17 protein-coding genes are annotated in these 19,691 nt (G+C 65.6%); 6 read left to right on the plus strand and 11 right to left on the minus strand.

Annotation, left to right across the window (positions count from 1 at the left end; translation table 11 throughout):
• Window positions 1-130: 130 nt before the first annotated feature.
• Both QW863_RS01030 and QW863_RS01035 read right to left on the minus strand, forming a co-directional pair.
• The gene (locus QW863_RS01030; RefSeq protein ID WP_315712345.1) at window positions 131-469 is read right to left on the minus strand and encodes a hypothetical protein; all 339 of its coding nucleotides are present in this window, start codon (window positions 467-469) and stop codon (window positions 131-133) included.
• 414 nt (window positions 470-883) lie between these two features.
• Window positions 884-2,860, minus strand: coding sequence for a hypothetical protein (locus tag QW863_RS01035; protein WP_315712344.1), 1,977 nt, complete (start codon window positions 2,858-2,860; stop codon window positions 884-886).
• Between the two features lie 240 nt (window positions 2,861-3,100).
• Between QW863_RS01035 and QW863_RS01040 the strand changes: the two genes are divergently transcribed.
• Window positions 3,101-5,413 carry an NADP-dependent malic enzyme gene (locus tag QW863_RS01040; protein ID WP_315712342.1) on the plus strand — a complete coding sequence of 771 codons (2,313 nt, stop codon included), beginning with the start codon at window positions 3,101-3,103 and terminating at the stop codon, window positions 5,411-5,413.
• A gap of 148 nt (window positions 5,414-5,561) precedes the next feature.
• Window positions 5,562-6,017, plus strand: a complete 456-nt coding sequence (locus QW863_RS01045; protein WP_315712340.1) for a DoxX family protein — start codon at window positions 5,562-5,564, stop codon at window positions 6,015-6,017.
• Here the strand turns inward: QW863_RS01045 and QW863_RS01050 are convergent.
• The 4 genes from QW863_RS01050 to QW863_RS01065 form a co-directional block, all read right to left on the minus strand.
• Complete coding sequence (locus QW863_RS01050; RefSeq protein ID WP_315712339.1) at window positions 6,014-6,586, minus strand: dihydrofolate reductase; 573 nt, start codon at window positions 6,584-6,586, stop codon at window positions 6,014-6,016. The genes QW863_RS01045 and QW863_RS01050 overlap by 4 nt on opposite strands.
• Window positions 6,587-6,605: 19 nt before the next feature.
• Window positions 6,606-7,568 (minus strand): polysaccharide deacetylase family protein, encoded by a 963-nt coding sequence (locus QW863_RS01055; RefSeq protein WP_315712338.1) that lies wholly within the window; start codon window positions 7,566-7,568, stop codon window positions 6,606-6,608.
• A 159-nt stretch (window positions 7,569-7,727) separates the two neighbouring features.
• Window positions 7,728-8,303, minus strand: a complete 576-nt coding sequence (locus tag QW863_RS01060; RefSeq protein WP_315712337.1) for a glutathione peroxidase — start codon at window positions 8,301-8,303, stop codon at window positions 7,728-7,730.
• Between the two features lie 155 nt (window positions 8,304-8,458).
• Window positions 8,459-10,201 (minus strand): L,D-transpeptidase, encoded by a 1,743-nt coding sequence (locus tag QW863_RS01065; RefSeq protein WP_315712336.1) that lies wholly within the window; start codon window positions 10,199-10,201, stop codon window positions 8,459-8,461.
• Window positions 10,202-10,427: 226 nt separating this feature from the next.
• On the opposite strand from QW863_RS01065, the gene QW863_RS01070 reads away from it, so the two are divergent.
• Complete coding sequence (locus tag QW863_RS01070; RefSeq protein WP_315712646.1) at window positions 10,428-10,979, plus strand: CreA family protein; 552 nt, start codon at window positions 10,428-10,430, stop codon at window positions 10,977-10,979.
• 576 nt (window positions 10,980-11,555) lie between these two features.
• The gene (locus QW863_RS01075) at window positions 11,556-11,918 is read left to right on the plus strand and encodes a hypothetical protein (RefSeq protein ID WP_315712645.1); all 363 of its coding nucleotides are present in this window, start codon (window positions 11,556-11,558) and stop codon (window positions 11,916-11,918) included.
• A 52-nt stretch (window positions 11,919-11,970) separates the two neighbouring features.
• Here QW863_RS01075 and QW863_RS01080 read toward each other — a convergent pair whose 3' ends face one another.
• Together QW863_RS01080 and QW863_RS01085 are read right to left on the minus strand one after the other, a co-directional pair.
• Window positions 11,971-12,744 (minus strand): hypothetical protein, encoded by a 774-nt coding sequence (locus QW863_RS01080; protein ID WP_315712335.1) that lies wholly within the window; start codon window positions 12,742-12,744, stop codon window positions 11,971-11,973.
• Between the two features lie 39 nt (window positions 12,745-12,783).
• A complete protein-coding gene (locus QW863_RS01085; protein WP_315712333.1) occupies window positions 12,784-14,505 on the minus strand; it encodes a type I secretion system permease/ATPase in 1,722 nt (573 codons plus the stop codon).
• A 210-nt stretch (window positions 14,506-14,715) separates the two neighbouring features.
• Here QW863_RS01085 and QW863_RS01090 point away from each other — a divergent pair, with 210 nt between their 5' ends.
• Window positions 14,716-16,368: a 2Fe-2S iron-sulfur cluster-binding protein gene (locus QW863_RS01090; protein ID WP_315712332.1), complete on the plus strand. Its 1,653-nt coding sequence runs from the start codon at window positions 14,716-14,718 to the stop codon at window positions 16,366-16,368.
• An 11-nt stretch (window positions 16,369-16,379) separates the two neighbouring features.
• Here QW863_RS01090 and QW863_RS01095 read toward each other — a convergent pair whose 3' ends face one another.
• The 3 genes from QW863_RS01095 to QW863_RS01105 all read right to left on the minus strand — a co-directional run bounded on the left by QW863_RS01095 (window position 16,380) and on the right by QW863_RS01105 (window position 18,260).
• A complete protein-coding gene (locus tag QW863_RS01095) occupies window positions 16,380-17,726 on the minus strand; it encodes an HlyD family type I secretion periplasmic adaptor subunit (RefSeq protein ID WP_315712331.1) in 1,347 nt (448 codons plus the stop codon).
• A gap of 112 nt (window positions 17,727-17,838) precedes the next feature.
• A complete protein-coding gene (locus tag QW863_RS01100; RefSeq protein ID WP_315712330.1) occupies window positions 17,839-18,108 on the minus strand; it encodes a DUF6719 family protein in 270 nt (89 codons plus the stop codon).
• Window positions 18,108-18,260: a hypothetical protein gene (locus QW863_RS01105; RefSeq protein WP_315712328.1), complete on the minus strand. Its 153-nt coding sequence runs from the start codon at window positions 18,258-18,260 to the stop codon at window positions 18,108-18,110. Before QW863_RS01105 ends, QW863_RS01100 begins: the two co-directional genes overlap by 1 nt.
• A 146-nt stretch (window positions 18,261-18,406) precedes the next feature.
• Here QW863_RS01105 and QW863_RS01110 point away from each other — a divergent pair, with 146 nt between their 5' ends.
• The gene (locus tag QW863_RS01110) at window positions 18,407-19,687 is read left to right on the plus strand and encodes an ArgE/DapE family deacylase (protein ID WP_315712327.1); all 1,281 of its coding nucleotides are present in this window, start codon (window positions 18,407-18,409) and stop codon (window positions 19,685-19,687) included.
• Window positions 19,688-19,691 lie beyond the last annotated feature (4 nt).

Consider the following 19,691-nt stretch of genomic DNA (forward strand, 5'->3'; position numbering starts at 1 on the left):
TTCTCACATGATCGCAGTAGCTACGTTGCACTCTGCCCGACAGGCAATCCCGGCAACTCCGCCATGCGCTAATTGCCCGTCGTGTTAGTTTGCCGCAGCTTTGCCCCTTGCACCGTCGGGCAAATCACCTTCACATTTCCGGCCATCCCGCCTCGATGAAGAGGGACGGTTCGCGGTCGTCACGAGGCGTGAGGCGGGGAGGCGGTGGCTGCACCGTGTTCGCAACGTGCTGATAGCGCGCGTCGACGAACGGCACGGTGCAGACGGTCAAGTCGCGTGGTCCTGACACCCCGATGCTGGTGTCAAGTTCGCGGAAGATGCCTTGCGGCATTGCGCGGATGACGGGGGCAAACAAGCCGGTCCCCGAGGAGAGCGCGAAGCAGCCGAAAAGCCCACCGCGCAGGGAATGCCGGATGATCGGCTGAACCTGTGGTACCTGCCGCCTGCATTTTTTTCGCAGGCGGGCCATGGGTTGCGGCCAGCACCCGGCATTCCCTGCGCCCTCTTCGTTGGAGGAGGGCCGAACGACCGGACAAACTCGGGCGATCGCGCCGCGGGCTTGAGGACGCGCGTGCGTTGAAATACGAGATGCTTGAATGAGCGAGGCAACAGGCGCGGACGTTCATGGAATGAATGCCGTGCTCGCCATCGGCGCCGATGCTAGCCCCACGCACAAATCCCACCGTCGTCATTCCGGGGCGCGCGCAGCGCGAGCCCGGAATCCATACTCCCAGACGGCGGTTGGTGAAGGAGGTCGCGCATGCAGGTATCCCCGTCCTCATGCACAGTCGTGGTTATTGATTCCGGGCTCGCGCTGCGCGCGCCCCGGAATGACGGAGGAGAGAGGCGGGGACTCACTCCTCCATTCACGTCGCAGCTCACATCACGGCGTGGTCTGGGCCTCGATCTTGAATTGCGCCAGCGCGCTTGGTGGGTCGAGCGCGATGAGCTGGGCGAGCTGCAGGGCCGGGACCTTGGCGCGCGGCGAGAGCTTCAGCGTGAGGGTCTGGCGCGGGGTCTGGACGAAACGGCCGATGGCGTCGACCGCACCGGCGACATCGATGTTGTCGGCCGCGACCTGGGCGCCGATCGCCTTGATGCTGTCGACCAGCGCCTTGCGCGCGGCATCGCGCGTGATCGCATGACCGCGCGCGTAGTTGGCGACGAGCAGGTCGACCGCGCCGAGATCGTGCAAGGTCAATTCCAGTCCGCTGGCTTCGATCTGCGCCGCCGCGGTGGTCGCCTGCTGCAGGTCGATGGTGAAGACGTCGCGCGGCACCTGCGACAGCGAGACATTGGCGGAGGCCGCGATGAGGTTGCTGACCTCGAGCTTGAACGGCTGGAGCGCGAACGCGCCCGAGCTCTCGGTCCAGCCGAGGCCGAGATCGGCGTCGAACGCGGCGGTGTCGATGCCGGCGATGAGGAGCGGCAGCAGCGCCGGATTGGACGCATCCAGCGGACCGGCCATCTTGGCCACTAGGTGCGCCTGGGTCGGGATGGGACCGACGAACTGGCCCCAGTCGAGGCTGAAATTGTCGATCTGCACCGGCTTGGTGCTCGCCTTGTAGGAGGTCGTCAGCCCCTTCAGCTCGATGCCGCCGATCAGCTTGAACAGCGCCAGCGCCTCCGCCGGACTGGGCTTGGCCCCGGGGACGGCGAATTTGGCGGTGTGGCGCAGCAGGCCGCCCATGTCGAAGCGCTTGACCGCGAAGCGGCCGAGCTTGACCGGCCCGTTCGGGGTCCGTCCGTCGAAGCCCTCGAACGCGACGTCGCCCTTGCCGTCGTCGAGGTCGAATCGCGTCAGCGCGACCTTGACCGGGCCGTCGGGCGTCTCGACCGCCAGGCCTTTGACCTCGACGTTCTTGAACACGACGCCATCATAGATGCTGGCGACCTTGTCGATGAGGTCGGGCGTCATGGCGCTCGTTCGCGGAGAAGTCGGCGTCAGGGCGGCGACCAGCGCCGGAAGCTGGATGCGCGACGGCCGCACGCCGAACTCGTCCATCGTCAGGCTGTCGATGTGGATGCGCATGCCGAGATCGGACGTGATCTCGTAGAGGCCCATCCCGGCGGAGCCGCTCAGGCGAATGGCACGATCGTCCTTGGTGGACTCGGCCGCGAACAGGCCGGCGATGGCGTTGACGTCGATGTCCTTGGTCACGATGTCGAGCATGCGGCCGCGCACCGTCTCGACCTTGCCGTTCGGCGGTTGCGCCGCCGTGCTGAAGGTGACCTCCTGGATCTTGTAGTTGCCGATTCGACCGTCCTTGATGTCGTCCACCACCAGCCCGGAATAGCCGAACTCGGTCGGCCCGACCGAAGCGCCGCCTTCCATGGTGCCGGTGACCCGCGGCACCGTGGCCGAGGTGGCGCTGATGGTGGCGAGCTGTTGGGCGAGGGCGCGGGTGGTCTCGAGTGCACCCGCACCGGCCGGGATCGCGGCGAGCCGCGCGGGGCCGGCGTAATCCTTCACCACCAGTTGCGGCAGCTTGTAGTTCAGGCGGAGCGGAGAGGGGCCGGGGATCTGGCCGGCCATGGCGATGTCGCTGATCTCGATGCTGGCGGCCGTGACATGCTCGGGATCATGCTGGCTCAGCCCGGTCGCGGTGATGGTGCCGAACGTGACGCTGGCCGGCGGCTGCGTGGCCGACTCGAGCTTGACATCGGCGATTGTCAACTTGCGGCTCCACAGGTCGAAGGCGACCTTGCCATGGGTTGCCATGGCGCCGCTCTGCCGGATCTGGGCAAAGTTTGCCTCGACCTCGCGCTCGGCGCGGCCCTGGGCGTACCAGGGCACGCCGACGAAGCCGGCGACGGCCAGCGCGACGGCCGTGACAATTCCGATCAGGATACGGGTCATTTGATGTGCTCCGCCCAAGGCTTAGGCAGCAAGTGGTGATGGTCTCAATGAAATCGATGGAGTAGGGATGTGCTTCTGCGAACTGGGGAATCGCTGGCCCGGGATGCCGGCGAGCATGGTTTCGGATGTTGCATGAAAGCCGCCCAACGTGCATCACATGCGCTTCCACCGGCCGGAAAAACCGACGTCTGACCGAGACTCAAGAGACCAAAAATCCGGGTCGGAAACGCTGGAGCACGTATGTCGTCGTCCTATTCTGAAGATCTTCGTTCCGCAGCCCTGGCCTACCACCGCCTGCCGCGGCCCGGCAAGCTGGAGATCCAGGCCACCAAGCCGCTCGCCAACCAGCGCGACCTGGCGCTGGCCTATTCTCCGGGCGTTGCCGCTGCGTGCACCGAGATCGCCAGCAACCCGGCCGAGGCCGCCTCACTGACCGCGCGGGCCAACCTGGTGGCCGTCGTCTCCAACGGGACCGCCGTGCTCGGGCTCGGCAATATTGGCCCGCTGGCCTCCAAGCCGGTGATGGAGGGCAAGGCGGTCCTGTTCAAGAAATTCGCCGGGATCGACGTGTTCGACATCGAGATTGCGGCCGACACGATCGACCGGGTGGTCGAGACGGTCGCGGCGTTGGAGCCGACCTTCGGCGGCATCAACCTCGAGGACATCAAGGGACCGGAATGCTTCGAGATCGAGGCGCGGCTCAAGGAGCGCATGAAGATCCCGGTCTTCCATGACGACCAGCACGGCACCGCGATCATCGTCGGCGCCGCGATCAAGAATGCGCTGTCGCTGGCGGGCAAGCAGCTCTCCGAGGTCAAGATCGTGACCTCCGGCGCGGGCGCCGCCGCCATCGCCTGCCTCAACCTGCTGGTGTCGATGGGCGCGCAGCGCAAGAACATCTGGGTCTGCGACATCGACGGTGTCGTCCATGAGGGCCGCAACACGCTGATGGATCCCTGGAAGGCGGTCTATGCGCAGAAGACCGACAAGCGGACCCTGGCCGAGGTGATCGGCGGCGCGGACATCTTCCTCGGGCTGTCCGCCGGCGGCGTGCTGAAGCCGGAGCTGCTCAAGCAGATGGCCGAGAAACCGCTGATCATGGCGCTCGCCAATCCCAACCCGGAGATCATGCCGGAGGAGGCGCGCGCGGCACGGCCCGACGCGATGATCTGCACGGGGCGTTCGGACTTCCCGAACCAAGTCAACAACGTGCTGTGCTTCCCGTTCATCTTCCGCGGCGCGCTCGACGTCGGCGCCACTGCGATCAACGAGGCGATGAAGCAGGCCGCGGTCGATGCGATCGCGCAGCTCGCCCAGGACCCGCCGTCGGACGCGGTGTCCCGCGGCTTCGACACCGGCGAGACCCAGGGCTTTGGTCCGGGCTCGTTGATCCCCTCGCCATTCGATCCGCGCCTGATCCTGCGCATTGCGCCGGCGGTGGCGAAGGCGGCGATGGAGTCCGGCGTCGCCACGCGGCCGATCATCAATTTCGACGAGTACACTGCGCTGCTGGAGCGTTTCGCGTTCCGCTCCGGCCTGGTGATGAAGCCGGTGTTCGCCAAGGCAAAGACGCAGCCGGTCCGCGTGATCTATGCCGAGGGCGAGGACGAGCGCGTGTTGCGCGCCACCCAGGTGGTGCTGGAGGAGAAGCTGGCGAGGCCGATCCTGGTCGGCCGTCCTTCCGTGGTCGAGGCCCGCATCAAGCGCTTCGGCCTGTCGATCAAGGCCGGGCGTGATTTCGACCTGATCAACCCCGAGGACGATCCGCGCTACCGCTCCTATGTGCAGAGCTATATCGAGGTCGCGGGACGGCGCGGCGTGACGCCGGATGCGGCGCGCACGGTGGTGCGCACGAATGCCACCGTGATTGCGGCGCTCGCTGTCGTCAGGGGTGAGGCGGATGCGATGATCTGCGGCGTCGAGGGGCGCTATATGAGCCATCTGCGCCACGTCCGTGAGATCATCGGCTTCATGCCGGGGGTCAGCGACTACGCGGCGCTGGCGCTCACCATCACCAGCAAGGGCGCCTATTTCATCGGCGACACCCAGGTGCGGCCGGATCCCACGGCCGAGGAACTCGCAGAGATGGCCTCGCTGGCGGCCAACCACGTCACGCGTTTCAACATCAAGCCGAAGATCGCCTTCGTCTCGCACTCGGATTTCGGCGGCTACGACACGGATTCGTCGCGCAAGATGCGGCAGGCGACGGCATTGCTGAAGCAGCATCGTCCCGACCTCGAGGCCGACGGCGAGATGCAGGGCGACACCGCGCTGTCGGCGACCGCGCGCAAGGCGATTTTGCCGCATTCGGATCTCGAAGGCTCGGCCAACGTCCTGATCATGCCGAATCTCGACGCCGCCAACGTCGCCTATCAGATGATCAAGGTGCTGGCGGATGCGGTCCCGGTGGGGCCGATCCTGATCGGTCCGGCGCGGCCGGCGCATATCCTGACGCCGTCGGTGACGGCGCGCGGCATTCTCAACATGACAGCGGTGGCCGCGGTCGAAGCCCAGGAACGGGCGGGGAGGGCGCAGCCGACGCTGTTCGCGTGACGCTGCTGGCGTGATCGAAGTGTGGCGGAATTCGTCCGGTTTCGGTCGTATTCCGCCCGCCTTTATTGTTGAAAAGCGTTCGCGACGTCACATATCCGGCCCGGTGGGCCGGCGACACATCGTTTGAAGTTGATCCGTGAGGGCGAGAATGCCGGGTTTCATTACATTCGGGCGCGTTCTGTTCGCCGTGATCTTCATCTACACGGGCGCGACCAAGCTGTTCGGCATTCCCGCCACCGCCGATCTCATCGCCGCCAAGGTCACGATTCCCACGATGCTCGCGCCCTATGCGGCGCAGCTCGAGGCCGCTGCCAAGATGCCGATGCCGCAGATCCTGGCGATCGCGGCCGGCGCGTTCGAGGTGCTCGCCGGCGTGATGATCGCGCTCAACCTTCTCGGGCGTTTCTTCGCAGCTCTGATGATCGTGTTCGTCGGCGCGACCATCTTCTACTTCCATGACTTCTGGAACCAGGCCCCGCCCGACAACGCCAAGACCCTGATCGACGCGCTGAAGAACCTGTCGATCATCGGCGCGCTGTTCATGATCTTCGGCTATGGCAAGGGTCCGAAAGCGCCCGAGCAGAGCGCGTATGGAGACATCTAGAGGGAGCTCTGAGCGGTGCGTTTCCAGGCGGTCACGCTGACGTCGTGGGCAGGATCGAGCATCAGCTGATTGGCGGGCGTGTAGCCGTGGGCCGTCAGCACCTGCTGCGGCGAACGGTCGGGACCGACGCCGGGAAAGCACGGTGCGCCGCCGGGCAGGGAGACGTGGGGGGCCATTGACAGGAAGAAGGTGTCGTAGCGGTCCATGAACATCTCGAACACGACGGGACCGCCGATCACCGCCACCGTGCCAGAGCTGACGCCCGCGGCTTCACAGGCGGCTTCGAAGGAGGCCCCCGCCGGATTCCAAAGGGTGGAGAGCGGCTTTTCCGGATCCGGCGCCAGTCCCGCCACCTTCCCGGTCACGACGATGCGCCGGCGCTTCGGCGAGTTCGGCTGGTCCTCATAGGAGTTGCGGCCGTGGACGATCAGATCGGCGCCATCGAGAGCCTGGGAAAAGAATGCGGCGTCGCCGGGAAATTTCAGGGCGGTCGGCATCGCATTGCTCGCGTCGGCCAACATCCCGTCGGCCGACACGATCACGTAACCTTCGATACGAAGCTTGGTCACTGACGAAAGGAATCCCGTCTCATTCGGACACTGTCGTCACAACGCTCGACACCGGCCTTTGGCTCACCGTCGGAAGCTTCGCGACCTTGGCGAGCTGCTCGTCGTATTGCGGCAGCGACTGCACCGGCGCCTTTGCGCGCATCGCGACCACCTTGTAGCCGCCGGCCTTCAGGCGGCGCAGCATCTCGGGCAGGGCCTCGGCGGTATGCTTGTGGAAGTCGTGCATCAGGATGATGCCCTTGCCGAGCTTGTCGAGCTTCTTGAAGGTGACGTCGATCACCGCCTGGGCATTGCGCGCCTTGAAGTCGAACGAGTCGAGATCGCAGGAGAAGATGCCGATGTTGCGGGTGCCGAGATAGGTCACGATCTCCGGCGGATGCTGCAATGCCGGGAAGCGGAAGAACGGCGCCGGGGAATTGCCGCCGAGCGCCCACTTCACGGCGCTGATGCCGAGTTCGATCTCTTCCTTGCGCTGATCCTCGGTCAGCTTCTTGTTGGTCAGCGTCGCATGCGACCAGGTGTGCGTGCCGACAGTATGGCCGGCATTGTAGACCTGCTTCAGGATCTCCGGATAATAGGTCGCATGCTTGCCGATGATGAAGAAGATGCCGGTGGTGCACTGGTCGGCAAGCGCCTTGAGCACGCTGGGCGTGTTCTCCGGCCACGGACCGTCATCGAAGGTCAGCACGACCTCGTGATCCTTCAGGAAGTCGAGGTCCTTGAAGTGCTCGAAGCCGAATCCGGGACCTCCGGTCGTATCGATCTCGACGGTGCGGCCGACGCCGAGCGCATCGGGGTTCATGCAGGGCGCGCGCGGCGGCTGCGTCTGGGCGGCGACGGCGGGAACAGGGGCCGGTGCGGGAGCAGCAGCGGCCGGGGTCGGCGCCGCCGCCGTGCGCTGCGCCTGGGACCAGGCCGCGCCAGACGTCAACAGCGAAGCCGCCAAAGAGCTTGCGAACACCAATCCTGCTGCAATCCGCATCGTGTTTCCTCGGGGTTGTTGCAACGGGAGCGCCAGCGTCGAGAGTCGCTCCGTCATCCGGCCGGGATACTAGCCCAGCAGCCGGAGTGGCGCCAAAAGGAAACAAGGCAAAAACACGGGGAAGTTGCCAGCTTCCGCCGCATTCCTGCCGAGTGTTGCTCAGCCGTTCGCCAGCAACCGGGCAACTGCGGTCTTGACCCGCGTATCCGTCGGCTCAACCGAGGAGGCGAACACGTCGGCGATGTAGCCGTCACGACCGATCAGATATTTGTGAAAGTTCCAGCGCGGCGTCTCCTTGGGCCGCGCCTCGGCAGCCCAGCGGTAGAATGGGTGGGCGTTGGAACCGGTGACCACCGCTTTTGCGGTCATGGGGAAGGTCACGCCATAGTCTTTGTTGGCCTGCTCGGCGATGTCGCCGGCGATCCCAGGCTCCTGGTTGAAGTCGTTGGACGGCACGGCGATGATCGTCAGCCCGCGCTCATGGAACTCGCTCCACAGCTTCTGGAGCCCGGTGTATTGCGGGGTGTAGCCACACTGGGAGGCCGTGTTGACGACCAGCACCGGTTTGCCCGCGAAATCGGCGAGCCGAATCGGCTCACCGGCCAGCGCCGGGAAGGAGAAGCGATAGGCGGTCATCTTGCTCGCTGCATTGTCGGCACGAGCAGCCTGCGACGTGAGCGTCGCACCCGACAACGAGGCGCCAATGCCGAGAACAACCATCCTGCGATCGATCATGTGAATCTCCCTGAGCAGAGCCAGCCCCGTCAGCATGAATGTGCCCGCGCTCGACCGGCCGCTGCTTCAACGGCCGCCACGTTGCGCTGGATCAGACTGCGTTCCGGCACGGGGATACCCCTGCCGTGGGGCGGAAAGAGGGACGTCGTCGGTCGTCAGCGCAGCGAAAGGATGAACTCGGTGCCCTCGCCGGTTTCGCCCTGATTGATGCCTTGATCGGAAACGATCAGCGAACTTCCGGTCGACAGGGCTTCGCCGAGCCACGCCATGACGTCGGCGGGAATGGTGATGCGATCGAGCGCCTCGGCCGCGCTGCTCAGCTGAACGACCTGTTTCGGCTCGGCATCGGCGCCCGCGGACTTCTTACCCCGCCGGACCGCCCTGGCAGTGCCATCGTTCGCCGCGGTGCTCCGCGCCGAGGAGGGCAGCGAGACGACGGACCAGCGCATCGTCGCCGGATCGGCCTTGTCAGCCGTCGCGGTGAACACGTGGGTGCCGAGCGGCTTGTCGCCCGGTGCGATGGTGACCGGGGTGTTGAACACCGGAGCGAAGTTCTGCCGCACGTACAGCTTCGAATCCTTGCGGCTGATGAAGATCGCGATCTGGCTGTTGCGCTTCAATTCGGGCTTGGGCGCAATCGGCTTGTCCGGTGCGGCAACACGCGACTGATCCTTGGCGAGATCGTTGGGATCGACCGGCTTCGCCGGTGCCTCTGCCGCCGGTGTGGGCGGCGACGCAGGCTGCTCCGCGATCGGGGCGTCGGCAGGCTTGGACTCTACCGACTTGGACTCAGCAGGCTTGAGTTCGGTCGAACCGGTGGCTTCGGCGTTCGCCGATGCCTCAGCCGGCTTCTCGACAGCCGGAGCGGCCACCTGCGCAGCATTCGTGGGCTCGCTCGCCGGAGCGACGTCGCCGGGGGCAGACTTCGCCTCTGCGTCGGCGGTCGCGGGCTCAATCTTGATCTCGGCGACACTGGGCTTCAGATCGGCAGTATCGCTTTGAACCTCCATCGGGAGCGAGCGCGATGGTTCGGCGCTTGGGGAAGCGTCCGAGACCATCGGAGGGAGTCCGTTGGCGTTGCTGGCATCGGCGGTCCGCACCTGGCGCGACGCGGCGGGCGATCCTTCGCCGGAGCGCGGGCTCTCGGCATGACCGATCGTGGCGCGCAGATCCGTCGTCGCGACTGTGATCGCGGTGGTGACGGCGGCGCCCTTGTCCGACTTGATCGCTGCCGGCGCAGTCGCATCGGGTTGCACCGATGCGCTCGGCTGCGGTGCCTTCAGGGCAGCGAGCATCGGATGCGAGAAACTCGCAGGAGCCACTTCGCTCGGCGTGACCAGGACCCGGGATCCCATGCGCGTCCAGCCATAGAAGCGGGTTGCAAAACTTGCCGGCATGCGGATGCAGCCATGCGAGGCTGGGTAACCGGGCAGCACGCCCGCATGGAGCGCGACGCCCGACCAGGTGATGCGCTGCATGAACGGCATCGGGGCGCCGCTATAGATGTTGGAGCGATGGAATTTCTGCTTCTGAATGACGCTGAACACGCCCAACGGCGTGGAATGTCCCTTCATGCCGGTCGAGACCGGCGCTTCCGCGAACAGACCGTTTGCGTCGTAGACCTTGAGCTGCTGCTTGTTGATCGACACCGCGATCGTGACCGGTCCTTGCGGCTTGGCAGCCTCCTTCTCGGTCTTTGTCAGCTTGTCGAGGTGGCGCGCCTTGGGCTTGCGCGGCACGGCCGGGCGTATGGTCGGAGCAATGGTGACGGGCTGAGCGTCGTTCCAGTAGTAATATGACGCTGCGTCAGCCTGTGAGGTCGCTGCTATGGCAAGCGGAACTGAAACGATTGCTGCACAATAGAACCGCCCCCTGGCGGCTGCACGAACGCAGAGCATTCCGGCAAATCCTCAAGAACCATCTGGTCTTTAGTGTCGCAGACGGAGTCTGCGTTCACCAGCTTGGGGCTTCTGCCCTGCGTGATTTCGTTCCAATCGTAGCAGAAAAGCCTCACATCCCGTTAAACGGGTAGTGGAAGGTCACGGGCTGGAGCGCCTTCCTTGCAGGCATTTGTGTCCCTACATGGGCGGTATGCCGAGCATCGGCGGTATAACGGAGACCGACATGTCGTTCAGAGCCACCAAACGGTTTGATCTGTGGCTGAAAACCCTCGCTTGCCTGCTGCTTATCGGATTGTCCTCGCCTGTGATCTCAGCATACGCCGCGGACGAGCCGGATCTGATCTTCCGTCGGTCCACCGTGTTCAAATTGCTCAGCCCGAATGACAAGCTCGCGACCTATGGCGTTGATGATCCAGAGGTCGAGGGCGTTGCCTGCCACTTCACGGTGCCGCAGAAGGGCGGCTATGCCGGTTGGCTGGGCCTGGCCGAGGAGGTCTCCGACATCTCGCTCGCATGCCGGCAGATCGGCCCGATCAGGTTCAAGCGCAAGCTCGAACAGGCCGACGACATGTTCCGGCAGCGGCGGTCGCTGTTCTTCAAGAAGATGCAGATCGTTCGTGGCTGCGATGCCAAGCGCAACGTGCTGGTCTACATGGTTTACTCGGACAGGCTGATCGAGGGCTCACCGAAGAACTCGACCTCCTCCGTCCCGATCATGCCTTGGGGCAAATCCGATGACGGCGCAGTCCAGAAGTGCGGTGATTTCATTCAATAAGGGACCTGCCAAGGGACGATCGGCTGCCGAAAGCCTCGCTGGGCAATTTGTGCTTGGCAGGATCGTGGCAGCCGATCAGCCGGACCAGGCTCTGTGGCGTCGAGCCGGCATAGCCCTCGGTTCGCTGCTGCGCCATCGGCGTAGCCGGCGAGCTGCGGCGAGATACCTTCGGTTTGGGTGTGTGCAAGCGCCTGCCCATGGTGACCCTGCGGAGCAACGTCGGCCCCCAAACGCGCCGCGCTGCTGGGTCGCCGTAGCGATCTGGGAGGTTCTCCCTGCCGGCCACGGTTAACGCCAGGTCGTTAAGAAGCTCTCCATCGACAGATTGACGGTCGCCCCGGATCGCGCTGGCTCGGCCAAAGCAGGTGGCGCTTTAGATCACTCTCGTTTTGATTGTATTTTGTGTCGTCGGGTGGGTTGCGATGAAACGGAGCGGCGGGCCCATGAAACCATTTTGTGCCCGTGCCGCAGGCCGCTTGAAACGTGAAGCGGGTATGAAAGCGTGGGCGGCATGCGAATCGTGTCGTCGCGGCCTGCGTGGATGACATGACGAAAAACAAACACCAGCGGTCCACCATGCGTTTTCGACTGGATGCTGCGGCGCTTGCCGTGCTGCCGTGCCTCTTCTGGTCCTTCGTCGAGGCGCGGACGACGACCCGATTGCCAGATCTGCGCGGCGAGTTCGTACGGCAATGTGCGCCTCATATGCTCGACCGGTGGACGCGTCCTGAAGCTGTCTGCTCCTGCCTGCATGACCATGCGGCCGCGATGGTGGAGGATGCCGACTTGCGTGAGGCGCTGCTGCGCGGGATCAGTGAGACCGGCGTGCCGACCATCGAGATCGATTGGGTGCCCGCACCGAAGCGAGCGGAGATCGGGCCCACGTTCACCAAGATCGCGAAGCCCGCGCTGCAGTGCATGTTCGATCCGGCCAACTGATCGGCTGTCTGAACCGATGTCGATCAGCGTCCATCGTCCGCGGTGCTCGTCGTCAATCCAGGCCATATTGCGACATCAATGACTGCACGTCCGGCCGGCGCATGATGCGCGAGATCCGGGTACTGATGGCATCCTCGTCGCTGTGTCTCGACGATCTCGCAGTAGGCTTGGGCGCAGGGCGGGCCGCTGCCGCGCTTGCACGGGTTGGCTGATGTCCCGCAGGAGCGGGCTTTTCGGCGGACGACGAGGCGGCCGGTTGCGTCCCCGTGGTCTGGGTGGCCGCCGCGGCCGGCAGGCCGGACTGGGGCGGCGCGGCAACGGGAGCGGTCGCGGGGACGAGGGCCGGTGAAGCTGCGGCCGTGACGGGCGGCGTCGCGGCCGGTGCCATCGGGCGTGTTTCGGTGGTGGCGGCCACGGGCGGTGTCGCGAGCATTGGATTCGACGTCTTGGCAGCTTCAGCAACGGGGGCGGCGGCCGTGAGCGAGTTGGTACGCGTCTGCGACGAAGCTGCCTCAGGCGCCGGGACGGGCGCAGCCAGTGCGGTGAGCGCCGGGGCTGGCGGCGAGATCGGCGCCGGCGGTTCGATCACCGGAAGCGGGGCGGCGATGGCCGCATTGCCTGCGGAGGCGGCCTCGCTGGTGATCTTTTCGCTGCGGTCCAGCTCGGGCTTCCTGATATCGCTGGGGACATTGAGGGCTTGAGTTTGCGCGTGGGCCAGCATCTGCCGCGCGGTCATCGGCGTCTCCGCCGAAGCCGAGATCGGCAACAGGACGGCGGTCGCGAGGGCCAGCTGCAGGGTCCTCGTAGACGATGTGAACTTGATCATGGCCGGCTCCTTGCGGTGTGAGATTTGCACTGGGTTCGTTCAGGCCGCGGCGCTGGCCGTCGCCCGGTCGTGGGCGACGACGACACGCTGGCCGCGCATCTTGGCGATCACCTCGTCGCGCGGGCCGAATGCCAGCGTCTTGCCGAAGGCCATCACCATGATGCGGTCAACATGCGCCAGAAGCTGCGGGCGGTGCGTGACGACGATCACGGTTCGGCCGGCGGCCTTCGCCTGGGCCATGGCCTGCGCCAGCGCCCGCTCGCCGTCCTCGTCGAGGTTCGAGTTCGGCTCGTCGAGGATCAGGAGCCGCGGATTGCCGTAGAGCGCGCGGGCGAGGCCGACGCGCTGTCGCATGCCGCCGGACAATGCCACGCCGCCTTCACCGATCGGCGTGTCGTAGCCGTTGGGCAGGCGCAGGATCACCTCATGCGCGCCGGCGGCCTTGGCGGCAGCGACAACGGCGGCCTCGTCGACCTTCGCAAGCCGGGCGATGTTGTCGGCGACGGTGCCCGAGAACAGTTCGATGTCCTGCGGTAGGTAGCCGATATGCTTGCCGAGCCGGTTTGGGTCCCATTGGCTGTAGGCGGCGCCGTCGATGCGGATCACGCCTTCGCGCAGCGGCCAGACGCCGGCCATGGCGCGCGCCATGCTCGACTTGCCGCTGGCGGAGGCGCCGACGATCGCGAGACTCTCGCCGGCCCTGAGCGAAAAGCTGACGCCCTTGACCGAGGGGCGGCCGGCCGCCGGCGGCCACACCACGGCGTTCTCGACGTCGATGTCGCCGCGCGGCGTCGGCAGCGCCGTCGGTGCAGCCGTGACCGGCAAGGCCTGGAACAGCTCCTCCAGCCTGCGGTAGGCCGAGCGGAATGCGATGATGCGCTTCCACTGCCCGACGACCTGCTCGACCGGGGCCAGCGCGCGGCCCATGATGATCGACGTCGCCATCATCGCGCCGGGCGAGATCTGCTGCTCGATCGCGAGCCAGGCGCCGATGCACAGCAGCGAGGTCTGCACCGCCATGCGCGCGAACTTGGTGACGGAATGCATCGCCGCGCCCCGCTCGACGAGGGTGCTGTGGGCATCTACCATCGCCGACTGCCGGCAGCTCCAGCGGTCCATGACAATGTCGCCCATGCCGAGGCCGCGCACGACCTCGCCATTGCGCAGCGCCGCCGCGACGAAGCGCGAGGCCTCGTTGGCCAGCGCGTTGGTGCGCTCGACGCTGGCGCGCGTGTAGAATTCGGTGAGCAGCGCCAGCGAGAACAGCACGATCGCGCCGAGCAGCGAGAGGATGCCGAGATAGGCATGCTGCAGAAAGCACAGCGCGACGAACACCGGCGTCCACGGCAGATCGCAGGCGATGGCGGCGGTGCCGCTGGAGATGCAGTCGCGGATGGTCTCGGCGTCACGGATGATCTGCTGGCCGAAGCGATGCCGCGGCGACAGCTCCGCCTTCATCATCGTCTCGAACAGCGGGTGGCGCAGCGTGCCTTCGAACTGCACGCCGGCCCGGGCCAAAACGCCGGAACGGGCGAATTCGAGGACGCCATACAACACCAGGAAGACACCGACGATGAGCGTCAGCATGACCAGCGTGCCGAGATTGCGGCTGGTGAGGACGCGGTCGTAGACCTGCATGGAATAGAGGGGCGAGGCGAGCATGCTCGCATTGATGAAGAGGCTGAGCACGAAGGTCGCGGTGAGCGCGGGAAAGCAGGCGCGGAGCGCGGTTCCCAGCGGGCTTCGGGTGGTGCTCGTCATGTCGGATCCCCTTGCGATGGTGCTGGGGAGCTTCGCCTGGGGCACCCGTCGTCGACCGTGACTGACCTCACATAGCTCGAGGCTGATCTGCCGGCGCTTGAGTTGGCCGGTGGCAGCCGCTACCGGATGGTTCAGCCGTGCTCAGATTTCGCAGCTTGCCTGAATCACAGTGAGCTCATGCCTGCCGTAACGTCCCAGAACATCCGGCTCATGTCCGGCCTCGTCCTGTTTGCGTTCGCCGCGACGCATTTTCTCAACCATGCGGTGGGTCTGTTCAGCCTCGAGGCGATGGACGAGGTGCAGGAATGGCGACTGGTCGTCACCCGATCGTGGCCGGGAATGATCGTGCTGTCGGCGGCATTGCTCGCGCATGTCGTGCTGGCGTTCGCCAAGACGGTTCAGCGCGGCACGTGGCGGCTGTCCTCGTGGGAGTTTGTTCAGATCGCCACCGGATTTGCGATCCCGCTGCTGTTGCTGCCGCATGTCATCGAGACCCACATGGCTCATGCGCTGTTCGGCGTTCAGGATGGCTACCTCTATGCGCTGGCGTTGCTGTGGCCCAAGGCGGCCTGGATTCAGACCGCGCTGCTGCTGCTGGTCTGGATCCACGGCTGCGTCGGCCTGCATCAATGGCTGAAATTCCGGAGCTGGTACCGCCTCGTCCAGCCGCTGCTGGTTGTTCTCGCCGTCGCGGTGCCGATGGCGGCGCTGATGGGGTTCGTGGTGTCCGGACGCGCCGTCGCCACGTTGCTCGGCAATCCCGGTATGGCCGAGCAGATGCGCCAGGTCACCCATTGGCCGAGCGAACTCGACGGAAAGTGGATCGCCCTGCTGCAGGTTTCGGCGCAGATCGCGGTCGTCGCGCTGCTCGTTGCAGGCGTGACGCTCATCGTGTTCCGTCACGTCGCGTCCCTCGCGGCGCCGAAGATCGCCATTGCTTTCACGGGTGGTGCGACGGTGCGGGCCGCGGTCGGTCCGACGCTGCTGGAGATCATCGGCAGCAACGATCTTTCGCAGCGATCCGACTGCGGCGGCCGTGCCCGCTGCGGTCTTTGTCGCGTCCGCGTTGATGAAGGTGCGGAGACGCTGGCACCGCCCGGCCACGCGGAGCGCGTCATGCTCGCCGACTTGGCGGCACCGGCGAATGTGCGCCTGGCCTGCCAGATCCGTCCGGCGGCGCCGCTGACGATCACGCGTCTCCTCGGCGGCGATCAAGCGGAGAGGGCGCCCCTCGTCGACCACCTTACCGCCGAGCGCCGTGCGGTATGCCTGGTCCACGTCCGCGTCCGTCCGCTTGCGGCCATTGCGCGCGACCGGCTGCCATCCGACCTCGGGTTCATGATGAACGAGATCTTTGGCGCCATTGGCAGGGCGATCGAAGCCCATTCCGGGCGCATCGATCGTTTCCTCGGCAATGGCGTGCTCGCCGTCTTCGGCGAGGAGCAGGGAGCAGAACAAGGCTGCCGCGATGCGCTGCAGGCGATCGGCGCCATGGACGTGGTCATGGACCGCGTCAACGAAAAGATCGCCGCGGAGATCGGTCGGCCCGTCGAGCTGGCGATTGGTGCTCACCTTGGCGACATCGTTGTCGGGCAACTGACCCTTGGACGCACGTCGCAGGTGGCTGTGCTCGGGCTCGGGACGGAGTGGCCGGCGCTTCTAGCTGAATTGGCCGACACCAGAGGTTGGCAGCTCGCGATGTCCGGTGGCGTGGCGGCAGCAGGCGGCCTTGCTGATCTGGATGGAGCGATACGTGAGAGCCTTGCCGATCCGGAACAGGGTAGCGAGCTGGACGCCATCGGCGTGCGGCGTGCCCGCGACCTTGCTGTCGTCGCGGGCGCGCCACCGGTGCCGTCGGCATAGGTGTTCTCGGCTCATTTCTCACGGAACGTCTTGGCGAGCGTGTTGAGCAGCGGGCCGACCAGATATTCGAGCACGGTGCGCTCTCCCGTGGAGATGATGACGTCGGCCTGCATGCCCGGCAGGATCTTCTCGGCGATCTCGGGCGGGATGGTCGAATAGTCGATCACGACGCGCGCCGAATAGTAGCTCTGCTTGGTCGCCTCGTCCGACATCGCGTCCGCCGAGACGCTCGAGACCTTGCCGAAGATCGTCGGCGTCGTGCGCGAGGAGAAATTGGAGAAGCGCACCTCGGCCCTCTGGCCGATGGCGACGCTCTCGATGTCGCGCGGCGAGACGTGCGCCATCACGTCGACGCCTTCGCCGACCGGAACGATCTCGGCGAGCGTATCACCGGGCTTCACGACGGCGCCGACGGTGTGGACTTTCATGTTCATGACGATGCCGTCGCGCTCGGCGCGGATGTCGACCCGGCGCAGCACGTCCTCGGCGATGACCAGCTTCTCGCGCAGGTCCGACAGCTTGGCCCGGGTGCCGTCGAGCTGCTGGCCGACTTCGGTCAGATATTTCTGCAGCGTCTGATCGATCTGCAGGCGCGTCTGCGCGGCCGTCTGCGTCAGCCGCGCGACGTCGGCCTGCGCCTGGCCGAGATCGCCTTCGACGCGGGCGCGCTCGCGTTCCAGCTCGAGGAACTTGTTGCGCGGATAATAGCCTGCGGCGACCGCCGGGCGCACATTGTTCATCTGCGTCTCGAAGCTCGCGAGCTGCGCGGAGAGCGCGGCGCGCTGGCGGTCACGGCCGGCGAACTCCTGCTGCTGCTGGGCGATCTGCGAGTTGAGGATGTTGATCTGGCTGATCAGGCCATTGCGGCGCTCGACGAACAGCCGCTGCTGGTCGGCGATGGCAAGCGCCGCCTCCGGCACGTTCTGGCGGTTGAGCAACGTGTCGGGAAACGTGATCATCCGCGCATTGCCGCGCTCGGCGAGCAGGCGCGCCTCCTCGGCCAGCGACGCGTCCATCTGCTTGCGAAGGAGGTCGGTGTTGGCCTGGGCCTCGGTCGGCTGCAGCCGAAACAGCAGGTCGCCGCGATGCACGGCGTGAGTTTCCTTGGCCAGGATCTCCCTGATGATTCCGCCCTCACGGTGCTGAACCACCTTGTGATCGCCGGAGACGGACACGGTGCCCGGTGCGATCGCCGCGCGATCGAGCGGCGCATAGGCCGCCCACACGCCGAAGCCGCCGAACACCAGCGCGATCGACAGATAGCCGAGCAGGGCGTAACGGCTGAAATCGGCCTTGACCGGCTGCGGCCGGTCGGCCGCTTCGAAGAAGCCGTGATCCTGCACCGCTGACATCGACATGCTGCGTCCCCGCTTGTCCACGGGCAGGAGCATCGTCGATGCGCGGCTGTGGGACTGTGCGGAAGGTCACGCGCCGGAGGTCGGCGGCGAGAGCCGCATCGAACGAGGTCAGCTACTTCTTCTTCGGCCCGAAGCGCGGCACGCATTTCGTGGTGCGGACAATACCGGTTTCAGCCATCTTGGAGCCGGAGACCTCCTTCACCTGGCCGGCGGGGCAGGTGCCGTCATCGACCAGCACCCGCTGGCCGAGCCGGAGATCGGTGATGTCCTGCTCGCGCCCGACATATTGCGCCTGCGCGGGTGCGGCAACCAAAAGCAGGACACCGAGGACGCCGAGAGGGCGCGCTGCGACATTCGCGAACGAGGAGATTTGAGAACGCATCACTTTCCTTCGATCTTCAGTCCGTTTGGCCCGATATTGATCTGGACACCCTCCGGCTGCTTCTTGGCCTGATAGAAATTGTAGCCGAGCACGATGATCGCCGCGCTGAGAATGCCGAGGAGGAAATAAAGGATATTGCGGTGATCCGACATGTTAAATTCCAAAGTATGTTGCGGCCATTTTCGTATGCGCGAATGTACGGGCGGCCTTGCGATTCTGAAAGCAGCGGCGAATCCGGTGCAACTCTGCATGAGATTGTGATTTGCTGCAGTCATCGGCAATTGGAACCTCGACAGGCATGATCACCCAGGACATTACGCAGCGCATCGTCGACGCCGTCGATGCCGACTTCGACCGGCAGCTTGCGACCACGAGCGACTTCGTCGCCATCCCCTCGACCCGCGGCGCCGAAGGGCCGTGCCAGGACATGTTCAGCGATCTCCTGCGCGCGCGCGGCTACGAGGTCGACGACTGGCACATCGATCTCGACGATCTCAAGGAGATGCGCGGCTACGGCCCGATCGAGCACGACTTCTCGAGAGCACGCAGCGTGGTCGGAACCTACCGGCCGGCGACGTCGGCCGGGCGATCGCTGATCCTGCAGGGCCATTGCGACGTGGTGCCGGCCGGTCCGCTCGACATGTGGGAGACGCCGCCGTTCTCGCCGGTGATCCGCGACGGTCGGATGTATGGCCGCGGCGCCTGCGACATGAAGTCCGGTACCATCGGCGCGCTCTATGCGCTCGATGCCATCAAGGCTGCCGGCTTCAAGCCGACGGCGCGAATTCACATCCAATCCGTCATCGAGGAGGAGAGCACCGGCGTCGGCGCGCTGTCGACCCTGCAGCGCGGCTACCGCGCGGATGCCTGCTTCATCCCGGAGCCGACCAGCGGCAAGATGGTGCGTTCTCAGGTGGGCGTGATCTGGTTCCGCCTGAAAGTGCGCGGCTTCCCGGCGCATGTGTTCGAGGCCGGCGTCGGCGCCAATGCGATCCAGGCGAGCTATCATCTGATCCATGCGCTGGAGAAGCTCGAGGCGGACTGGAACGAGCGCGCCAAGAGCGATCGTCATTTCAGGACGCTCACGCATCCGATCAACTTCAATCCGGGCATCATCAAAGGCGGCGACTGGGCCTCGAGCGTGCCGGCCTGGTGCGACGTCGATTGCCGCATCGCCATCCTGCCGGGCTGGTCGGTCAAGGACTGCCAGAACGAGATCCTCGCCTGCGTCGCCGCGGCTTCGCGTGATCATCGTTTTCTCTCCAACAATCCGCCGGTCGTCGAGTGGTCGGGCTTCCTGTCCGAAGGCTACGAGTTGACCAATTCGGCCGAGCCGGAGGCGGCGTTCGGCAAGGCCTTCACCGCCGTCTACGGCGGCGAGGTCCAGGATCTCGTCTTCACGGCGCTCACGGATACCCGCTTCTACGGGCTCAACTACAACATCCCCAGCCTCTGCTTCGGCGCGACCGGCGCCGCCATGCACGGCTTCAACGAATATGTCGAGCTCGACTCGCTGCGCCAGGTGACCAAGACCATGGCGCTGTTCATCGCGGAGTGGTGCGGGATCGAGAAGGTCTGAGCGG

The sequence above is a fragment of the Bradyrhizobium sp. SZCCHNR1017 genome (genome assembly GCF_032381375.1).
Classification (GTDB): domain Bacteria; phylum Pseudomonadota; class Alphaproteobacteria; order Rhizobiales; family Xanthobacteraceae; genus Bradyrhizobium.

Bases quoted from the DNA above. Each gene is read 5' to 3' on its own strand.
- QW863_RS01030 (WP_315712345.1), bottom strand. From the start codon at position 469: ATGGCCCGCCTGCGAAAAAAATGCAGGCGGCAGGTACCACAGGTTCAG.
- QW863_RS01035 (WP_315712344.1), bottom strand. From the start codon at position 2,860: ATGACCCGTATCCTGATCGGAATTGTCACGGCCGTCGCGCTGGCCGTC.
- QW863_RS01040 (WP_315712342.1), top strand. From the start codon at position 3,101: ATGTCGTCGTCCTATTCTGAAGATCTTCGTTCCGCAGCCCTGGCCTAC.
- QW863_RS01045 (WP_315712340.1), top strand. From the start codon at position 5,562: ATGCCGGGTTTCATTACATTCGGGCGCGTTCTGTTCGCCGTGATCTTC.
- QW863_RS01055 (WP_315712338.1), bottom strand. From the start codon at position 7,568: ATGCGGATTGCAGCAGGATTGGTGTTCGCAAGCTCTTTGGCGGCTTCG.
- QW863_RS01060 (WP_315712337.1), bottom strand. From the start codon at position 8,303: ATGATCGATCGCAGGATGGTTGTTCTCGGCATTGGCGCCTCGTTGTCG.
- QW863_RS01065 (WP_315712336.1), bottom strand. From the start codon at position 10,201: ATGCTCTGCGTTCGTGCAGCCGCCAGGGGGCGGTTCTATTGTGCAGCA.
- QW863_RS01070 (WP_315712646.1), top strand. From the start codon at position 10,428: ATGTCGTTCAGAGCCACCAAACGGTTTGATCTGTGGCTGAAAACCCTC.
- QW863_RS01075 (WP_315712645.1), top strand. From the start codon at position 11,556: ATGCGTTTTCGACTGGATGCTGCGGCGCTTGCCGTGCTGCCGTGCCTC.
- QW863_RS01080 (WP_315712335.1), bottom strand. From the start codon at position 12,744: ATGATCAAGTTCACATCGTCTACGAGGACCCTGCAGCTGGCCCTCGCG.
- QW863_RS01085 (WP_315712333.1), bottom strand. From the start codon at position 14,505: ATGACGAGCACCACCCGAAGCCCGCTGGGAACCGCGCTCCGCGCCTGC.
- QW863_RS01090 (WP_315712332.1), top strand. From the start codon at position 14,716: ATGTCCGGCCTCGTCCTGTTTGCGTTCGCCGCGACGCATTTTCTCAAC.
- QW863_RS01095 (WP_315712331.1), bottom strand. From the start codon at position 17,726: ATGTCGATGTCAGCGGTGCAGGATCACGGCTTCTTCGAAGCGGCCGAC.
- QW863_RS01100 (WP_315712330.1), bottom strand. From the start codon at position 18,108: ATGCGTTCTCAAATCTCCTCGTTCGCGAATGTCGCAGCGCGCCCTCTC.
- QW863_RS01105 (WP_315712328.1), bottom strand. From the start codon at position 18,260: ATGTCGGATCACCGCAATATCCTTTATTTCCTCCTCGGCATTCTCAGC.
- QW863_RS01110 (WP_315712327.1), top strand. From the start codon at position 18,407: ATGATCACCCAGGACATTACGCAGCGCATCGTCGACGCCGTCGATGCC.